The following is a 6619-nucleotide window of genomic DNA, read 5'->3' on the forward strand; positions in this document are numbered from 1 at the left end:
GTCGCAGGTGTGTGTCAGGGCCGATGGGATTCTCGCCAAGCAGGAAGGTGGCCGGTCACGCAGCATGTGACCGGCCACCCTCAGGCGAATTCGCCGCGCTCAGCGTCGGTGAACCACAAACTTGAACGGCTTGCTGCGGGGACTCCGCCCGCTGCCGTGCACCGTCCACGCCACCATCGTGTTCTGACCGGCCTTGGTGAGCGTGATCGTGAACTCAACCCTTGGGTTCAGACCCCCCGCGTGCTCGGTGTGCTCAGGCCCACCGTTGAGCGACCAGATGTAGGCGTCAGGCCGGCCCCTAGTACCCTTGGCGATGGTGAATTCCGCCGTGTCGCCGACCTTCTTGTGCTTCGGTCCAGGCCCGAAACCATCAGCAGTGATCGTTGGCGGATTCAACTGCCGCGGGGCCGCTGTAGCGGCTGCCGGGACCGTCAATGGCGCAGCGATGGCCAGGCAAGTGGCCAGCACAATACGGTGTCGGGACTGGTTCACATGAACTCCTATGGGGCGTGTGGCAGACAAGTGATCCGCTTCCCACCTTACTGACGACACCGCGCGGAGTAACTGTCCTTTATGTAGCAGCCCGGTCGGGTGATGCCCGCCGCATCATCATCGGCTACCAGCCCAGCAACGGAGGTAAAACGTGAGCCGCCAGCCGCCATCCTGGTCGACGTGACGGGACGCTTGCCCTGCGCCGCCACGGCCCGGGCGAGCGCACGCCACCCGAGTGGAACCGGGTCGGGGTTGGATCTTCCCAACGGGCCAGTCGTCGAGCTGGTCGAAATCGATCGCCGAGGCTGTTGGTGGCCAGTGAAATCTCACTGACGGCCAGCTACGGTCCCCACCGTGGCCACGCGGATTCCCCACAGGCGGCCAGCCGAGAACAGAGCGTGACGACCGACGCGTCTACCGATCCTGTCGTTGTGGGCCCCACCACGGCAGGATCGGTGGAAGATCCGCCAGCGGTCGACCCGGCCGCTTCGGCGCCGGTGTTTCGCCGTCGTCTGCGTCCCAGGCGCGGCCGTACTGATCGGGGATATCGCCCCAGCCCCAGAACGGCATCGGCGCCTGCGGGACGACACCAAGCTCATCGAGGGGATCGATGCGCTGTTCGGCAACGGTGCACAGGTGCGCCCAGTCGTCGCCGAGGTCGAAGACGTACGCGAACTGTTCGCCCGGCCGTAGTCGGCTCAGCTTGCTGGTACGACCGTCGAGTGTGCCGTCCGGTGCCTCGCCGTCCCACAGGTGCAGCGGGCTGACCGGCGTGCCGTCCGCCAGCGTGAACAGGTGCAGATGGGCGCGGTCCCACCGGGCGAATGCGTCATCGATCGCCTCGGCGAGCTGCTCGAACGTGTGGCTTCGCGCGGCGGCCATGATCCGCCCCGGTCGGGGCCAGTAGTCGTTCCCGCGACCCGACACCAGCTCCACCTTGATCGACAGCCAGGTCCGGGCCACGTCTGCTCTCCTGCCGCTCACCGATGCCGCTCGACCCTACCTATCGTGGTCGGTGGGTGGGGAATCCATCTGGCCGTCCACGGAGAGAAGCCGAGGCCGCTGACACGAGGCCGCCCCGACTGGGCCACCATCGTCGTGTCCGGCCGCGACGTGGTGTGCCGGCTGCCTCCCGGACCGGCCTCTCAGGCTGCGGGTCGTAGCTCGCGGGCACGGGCGGTGAACCGCCGCACGGACTCCTCACCCGAGTACGGCGCAAGGCTGGCCTGAAAGGCCCGCACGGCGGCGACGCCGCGGGCGCTGGACACTTCCTGCAGGAGGTCCAGGGCCTGATCCGCGGTCCCGACCGCGGCGTCCAGGTCACGTTCCCGGCCGGCGAGCTGAGCGGTGGCCAGGACCGTGAGGCTCAGCGCGCGCCTTCGTCCCCGGCCGCTGGTGCCATCGACGGCGTCCCGTGCATGGCGTTCGGCGTTGCGGCGATCACCGAGGGCACTGAAGCAGTGCGCCATCTCCGCGGTCAGGTACGCCTGATCGAGATAGCGCACCCAACGGGGCTGATCCTCGGGCGCGCCGCTGCGAGCGATGGCCTCCTGCGCCTTCCCGATAGCGGCGACAGCGGCGCGCGACTCACCCAGCGCCGCGTGCGCTCGTGCCCGCATGGCGTGCAACCGCATAGCGCCCAACGGGCTGCCGGCGCTCGCGGTAGTGGCCAGGCCGACCTCGGCCAGATTCACCGCCTCGGCGGCGTGGCCGGTGGTCACCGCCAGGTGGGCCATCCCAGCGAAGACCTGCCCGGCGAGAACGCGCTCGTTGTTCTCGGTGCACAGCCGAAGCGCCTGGGTCATGTACGCGTGCGCTAACCCGAACCCACCGCAGTCGTAACTCATCCAGCCAGTGTTGGAAGTCAGATGCGCGGCGGCGGTCACCAGCGCCGTCCGCTCCGACCCCGCCGCCTGAGTCAACCTCGGGAGCAGTGACTCGGACAGGTAACTTAGTAGGTGTTTCGTAAGGCTGTCAGACGGCGTGTCCGGCGGTTGGTGCTGGTCGGCTCGGTTGGTAGAGCATGGGCAGACGGCCGACGTATCCGACGGACTTGACCGACGTGCAGTGGGAGATCATCGAGCCGATGCTCCCGTTGATCAAGGAACCGGGTAGGCCGCCGAAGTGGCCACGTCGCGACGTCGTGGACGCGATCTTGTACGTGGTGCGCGGCGGCGCGTCCTGGTGGCAGTTGCCGGCGGACTTCCCGCCGTGGGAGACCGTCTACGGGCAGTTCCGCAGGTGGGAGGCAGCCCGGGTCACCGAACGGATTGTGGACCTGCTGCGCGAGGAACTGCGATTGGCCGCTGGCCGTGACCCGCACCCGCGGCCGGGATCATCGACTCCCAGAGCGTCAAGGGCGCTGACACCGTAGGCGCGGACTCGCGCGGCTACGACGCGGGTAAGAGAATCAACGGGCGCAAACGGTTCATCGTCACAGACACCTGCGGGCTGCTGGTCACCGCCTGGGTGTTGGCCGCGTCGTGGCAGGACCGCGACGGCGCCAAAGGAGCCCTGATCGCCGCGGTCATCACCGCACCGTCGATGCGGTACGTGTTCGCTGACCAGGGCTTCGCCGGACGCCTGGTCGACTGGTGCGCCCACACGCTGCGGATGAGGCTGCACATCGTGCGGCCACCTGTCGGGCAGCGAGGCTTCCAGGTCCACGCCCGCCGCTGGGTCGTGGAGCGGACCTTGGCCTGGCTCACCGGCCACCGCCGCCTGGCCCGCGACTACGAACGCACCACCAAGGTGTCCGAGGCCATGATTCGCTGGGCCGCCATCAACCAGATGCTCCGCCGTCTCACCCGCGGCCACCCAGCCCACCGCCAGCAACACCGCCGTTTCGACTGGCCCGACCGGCACCCATAACGAAACACCTACTAAGGTGCGGCCCAGGCGCCAAACGGTTGTCCAACCGAAGGCTCTCGGCTCGGGCTCCTGCGTTGTCGAGTGAATGAGGCGGGTCTGTCAAATTGACGGCCGGAGCGCTCTTCAGAACTCCTAATCGCCCACTGTGGCGAAGTCGACTACGGGTAACTGCGATCGCCCCCGATGGATCACTTCGAGTGCGGCAAGAGGAGATCGACGAGGGGCGCCCGCGCTGGCTATGGCCGGACCTTCCATCGACCAAGTCGCCGACGCCATTATGGCGTGTTCGTACTGTTGGGTGGGGTGTGTGGCAGCCCGCGCGCGGGGCTGCCAGTCTTCGATCTAGGCGGGACGTTCGTCGAGGTAGCGGGCTCGTGGATGCGGGGCGCCAGGCCGGACGCGAACTCGAACCCGAACGCGGGCGGCATGTAACGCGATGAGCTGCTGCGCCAGGTGGACATCGGCTGGGTCCGCGATCAAACGCCGCGACCAGCCACACTTCAACAGTTCGGTGACCACTGCTTGTAGCCGTGGTGCGCGATTGACCGCATACCCCTTCAGCCGCCGCCGGCCGGTCACCGCGAACCCGTCGGCGGCATCGTCCGGTATCCCCGCCCGGCCACCGTGCCGCGCCACGCCCTGGGAGACCACCGACGGATTCCGGCCGATCTCCGCATTTTCCATACGAGCAGATTTGGTTTCGCGGTAGGGACGACATCCTGCGCATGGGTACTAACGTCAGACCGATTTCGAAACCGTCTCAGCATCCGCTCATCGGCACGTCCGAGTGGTCGGGGTCGGGCATGTTCGGTGGTGGCCCGTCGGTGGTTGATCGGTGTGGCGGGTGGTGCGGGGGTGGTGATCGGTGCGTTCCTACGCGGGTGAAATGCGGTGCCCGGTGGGGGTGGGTGGGGACAATGGCGGCATGCCGTTGTTCGAGATGACCGCTGAGGCGTTGGTGGAGGTGCCGTCGACCAGCTTCGCCGAGGCTCGGGTGTTGGAGCGTGCCGATCTGCAGCGGCTGCTGCGCGCCGGGATCGACATGATCGTCGAGGGTGTGTTGGTTGTTGCGGAGGAGTTCGGTGCGTTCACTGACTCGCGGCGCCGTATCGACCTGCTCGGTGTGGACCGCGATGGTCGGCTCGTGGTCATTGAGATCAAGCGCACCAGCGACGGCGGCCATCTGGAACTCCAGGCGCTGCGCTACGCCGCGATGGTCTCGGTGATGACGTTCGACGACTTGGCCGAGCACTACGGCCGGTTCCTTGCCCGCATCGAGCCGGCCGTTGCCGATGAAGCCCGTACCCGGTTGGCTGACTGGCTCGACGACGTCGGTGGGGAGGAAGCCATCCTCAGCCGTGAGGTCCGAGTGGTTCTCGTGGCCGCCGGTTTCGACCGGGAGATCACCACCACCGTGCTGTGGCTCACCGACGTGTATGGCCTGGACATCCGCTGTGTGCGACTAACCCCGTACCAGGTCGACGACCGGCTCCTATTGGATGTTCAGCAGGTCATCCCCTTGGCCGAGGCAGGCGACCTCACCGTCCAGCTGCGCCGCCGGCAGACCGCTGCCCGCGCGGTGACCACGGATAGCCGCGATTGGACCCCCTACCAGATCACCACCCCGGCCGGGTCCACCGAACCGCTGCGCAAACGCCGCGCGGTGCTTGCCATGGTCACCGCCCTGCACCAAGCCGGCGTAGCCGCCGACCAACTGGCCGAGGTTCTACCCCGGTCCCGCTTCCTACCCGTGGACGGAACCCTCCATGGTGATGACCTGGCCCACGCCTTCATGACCACGTACTCCGCCACCCGCAAACGCCTCGGCTACTGGTTCCTCGATGTCCCGCTGCACGAAGACGGACATACCTGGGTGCTGTCCAAAATGTGGGGAACCAACACCGAGCCCATCCTTGACCGCCTACTGGCCCTGGCACCCACCGAAGGCTTCAGCTACCAGCCCGTCACCCAAGACTGAACGTGAGCGTGCGTCGGCTCGGTCGAGGGGACTGTCATCTCCTGGTCATGGCGAGGATGGGAGCGGTCACGGTGTTCGGGTCGACCAGTCGGTGCAGGTGCAGGTGCAGGTGTCGGCCCCGGTCAGAGTCGACCGGGGTTCTCGCTGTCCCACATGATCGGTGGCAGGGTGTTCAGGGCGGCCCAGCGCCCGACGCGCCAGTCGCCCGTGGCCGGCAGTGCGGCGATCGAGACGGCGGCGAAAGCCCACGCCTCGCCCGGTAAGGTCAGCACGAACAGATCAGGCAACGCGTGCGCCGACGGCGGGACGGAGCGCAGAGCGGTCCGCAGCACGCCGACCGCCGCAGCTTCCATGGTCATCGTTCGTTGGTCAGCCGCCAGGTGGACGTGCAGCCTGAGCGGTGAGGTCCCCCCGGTTCTATGGAGGTTTCTGATCATGGTCTGATGGCCGTGGGGAGGAACGTCTGTGCCAGCACCGAAGAAGTACCCCGATGAGTTGCGTGCCCGTGCGGTGCGTCTGTATCGGGAGTCGGATCCGAAGCCGGTGGTCCGTCGCCTGGCCGAGCAGTTGGGCGTGCACCACGAAGCACTGCGCAACTGGATTCGGCAGGATGAAGCCGACCGCGGTGACCGCGCCGATCGGCCGACTAGCGAGATGGTCGCGGAGAACCGGCGGCTGCTGAAAGAGAACATGGAGCTGCGCCGGATCAACGAGATCCTGCGCGCGGCCTCGGCGTATTTTGCCCGGGAGCACGACCCGACCCGGCGGCGGTCGTGAGGTTCGTTGACGAACACCGTGACCTGTTCGCGGTCGCGCTCCTGCTACGGGTCCTCAACATCGAGTCCTCGACCTACTACGGATGGGTCAACCAGCAGCGGCGGCCGTGCGACCGGGCCGAGGTCGACCGGGGGCTGCTGTCGAACATCTACGACATCTGGACCGTGTCCGGCCGCACCTACGGCGTTGACCGGGTGCACCAGCAGCTACGCCGGGACGGCATCTACGTGGGCCGCAAACGGGTGGAACGACTCATGGCCGGTCAGGGTTGGCAGGGGGCGTTCCTGCGTCGCGGCTGGCGCGGCGGGGACACCAAACGTGACCCGAAAGCCGTCCCAGCCCCCGACCTGGTCAACCGGCAGTTCACCGCATCCGCGCCGAACCGGTTGTGGGTGGCCGGTGCCACCCGAATCCCGTGCGGGCAAGGCGTGTTCTGGCTAGTGCCTTATCTGTGAACGTTGAACGGGCAATCCGGTAGTCGGGGGTTGGTTCCGGCATCCT

At 67.3% G+C, this 6619-nt stretch carries 8 protein-coding genes and 1 pseudogene; 5 read left to right on the forward strand and 4 right to left on the reverse strand.

Annotation, left to right across the window (positions count from 1 at the left end):
* Nucleotides 1-99 precede the first annotated feature (99 nt).
* The 3 genes and pseudogenes from IEY94_RS20010 to IEY94_RS20020 all read right to left on the reverse strand — a co-directional run.
* Nucleotides 100-492 carry a hypothetical protein gene (locus IEY94_RS20010; protein ID WP_189171763.1) on the reverse strand — a complete coding sequence of 131 codons (393 nt, stop codon included), beginning with the start codon at nucleotides 490-492 and terminating at the stop codon, nucleotides 100-102.
* 414 nt (nucleotides 493-906) lie between these two features.
* The gene (locus IEY94_RS20015) at nucleotides 907-1455 is read right to left on the reverse strand and encodes an IS1096 element passenger TnpR family protein (RefSeq protein ID WP_189171764.1); all 549 of its coding nucleotides are present in this window, start codon (nucleotides 1453-1455) and stop codon (nucleotides 907-909) included.
* Nucleotides 1456-1637: 182 nt separating this feature from the next.
* Nucleotides 1638-2441 (reverse strand): annotated as a pseudogene (locus IEY94_RS20020) (NsdA family TPR-like regulatory protein); the annotation flags it as partial.
* A 113-nt stretch (nucleotides 2442-2554) separates the two neighbouring features.
* Between IEY94_RS20020 and IEY94_RS23725 the strand changes: the two are divergent.
* From IEY94_RS23725 to IEY94_RS20030, 3 genes are all read left to right on the forward strand, one after another.
* Complete coding sequence (locus IEY94_RS23725; RefSeq protein ID WP_229784282.1) at nucleotides 2555-2866, forward strand: transposase; 312 nt, start codon at nucleotides 2555-2557, stop codon at nucleotides 2864-2866.
* On the forward strand, nucleotides 2830-3363 hold the full coding sequence (locus tag IEY94_RS23730; protein WP_229784283.1) for a transposase: 534 nt from the start codon (nucleotides 2830-2832) through the stop codon (nucleotides 3361-3363). The genes IEY94_RS23725 and IEY94_RS23730 overlap by 37 nt, the downstream gene beginning before the upstream one ends.
* A 925-nt stretch (nucleotides 3364-4288) precedes the next feature.
* Nucleotides 4289-5341 (forward strand): PDDEXK family nuclease, encoded by a 1053-nt coding sequence (locus IEY94_RS20030; RefSeq protein WP_189171766.1) that lies wholly within the window; start codon nucleotides 4289-4291, stop codon nucleotides 5339-5341.
* A gap of 122 nt (nucleotides 5342-5463) precedes the next feature.
* On the opposite strand, the gene IEY94_RS20035 is transcribed toward IEY94_RS20030, so the two are convergent.
* Complete coding sequence (locus IEY94_RS20035; protein WP_189171767.1) at nucleotides 5464-5700, reverse strand: hypothetical protein; 237 nt, start codon at nucleotides 5698-5700, stop codon at nucleotides 5464-5466.
* Nucleotides 5701-5806: 106 nt separating this feature from the next.
* Between IEY94_RS20035 and IEY94_RS20040 the strand changes: the two genes are divergently transcribed.
* Nucleotides 5807-6118: a transposase gene (locus IEY94_RS20040; RefSeq protein ID WP_189171768.1), complete on the forward strand. Its 312-nt coding sequence runs from the start codon at nucleotides 5807-5809 to the stop codon at nucleotides 6116-6118.
* Nucleotides 6115-6573, forward strand: coding sequence for an IS3 family transposase (locus IEY94_RS20045; RefSeq protein WP_189171769.1), 459 nt, complete (start codon nucleotides 6115-6117; stop codon nucleotides 6571-6573). Before IEY94_RS20040 ends, IEY94_RS20045 begins: the two co-directional genes overlap by 4 nt.
* Nucleotides 6574-6619: the final 46 nt, after the last annotated feature.

Source organism: Pilimelia anulata (genome assembly GCF_014647895.1).
In the GTDB taxonomy this organism is placed as follows: domain Bacteria; phylum Actinomycetota; class Actinomycetes; order Mycobacteriales; family Micromonosporaceae; genus Pilimelia; species Pilimelia anulata.

What these genes read in the sequence shown, in the direction of transcription:
- IEY94_RS20030 (WP_189171766.1), top strand. Translation starts at nt 4,289, where the DNA reads ATGCCGTTGTTCGAGATGACCGCTGAGGCGTTGGTGGAGGTGCCGTCG.
- IEY94_RS20035 (WP_189171767.1), bottom strand. Translation starts at nt 5,700, where the DNA reads ATGACCATGGAAGCTGCGGCGGTCGGCGTGCTGCGGACCGCTCTGCGC.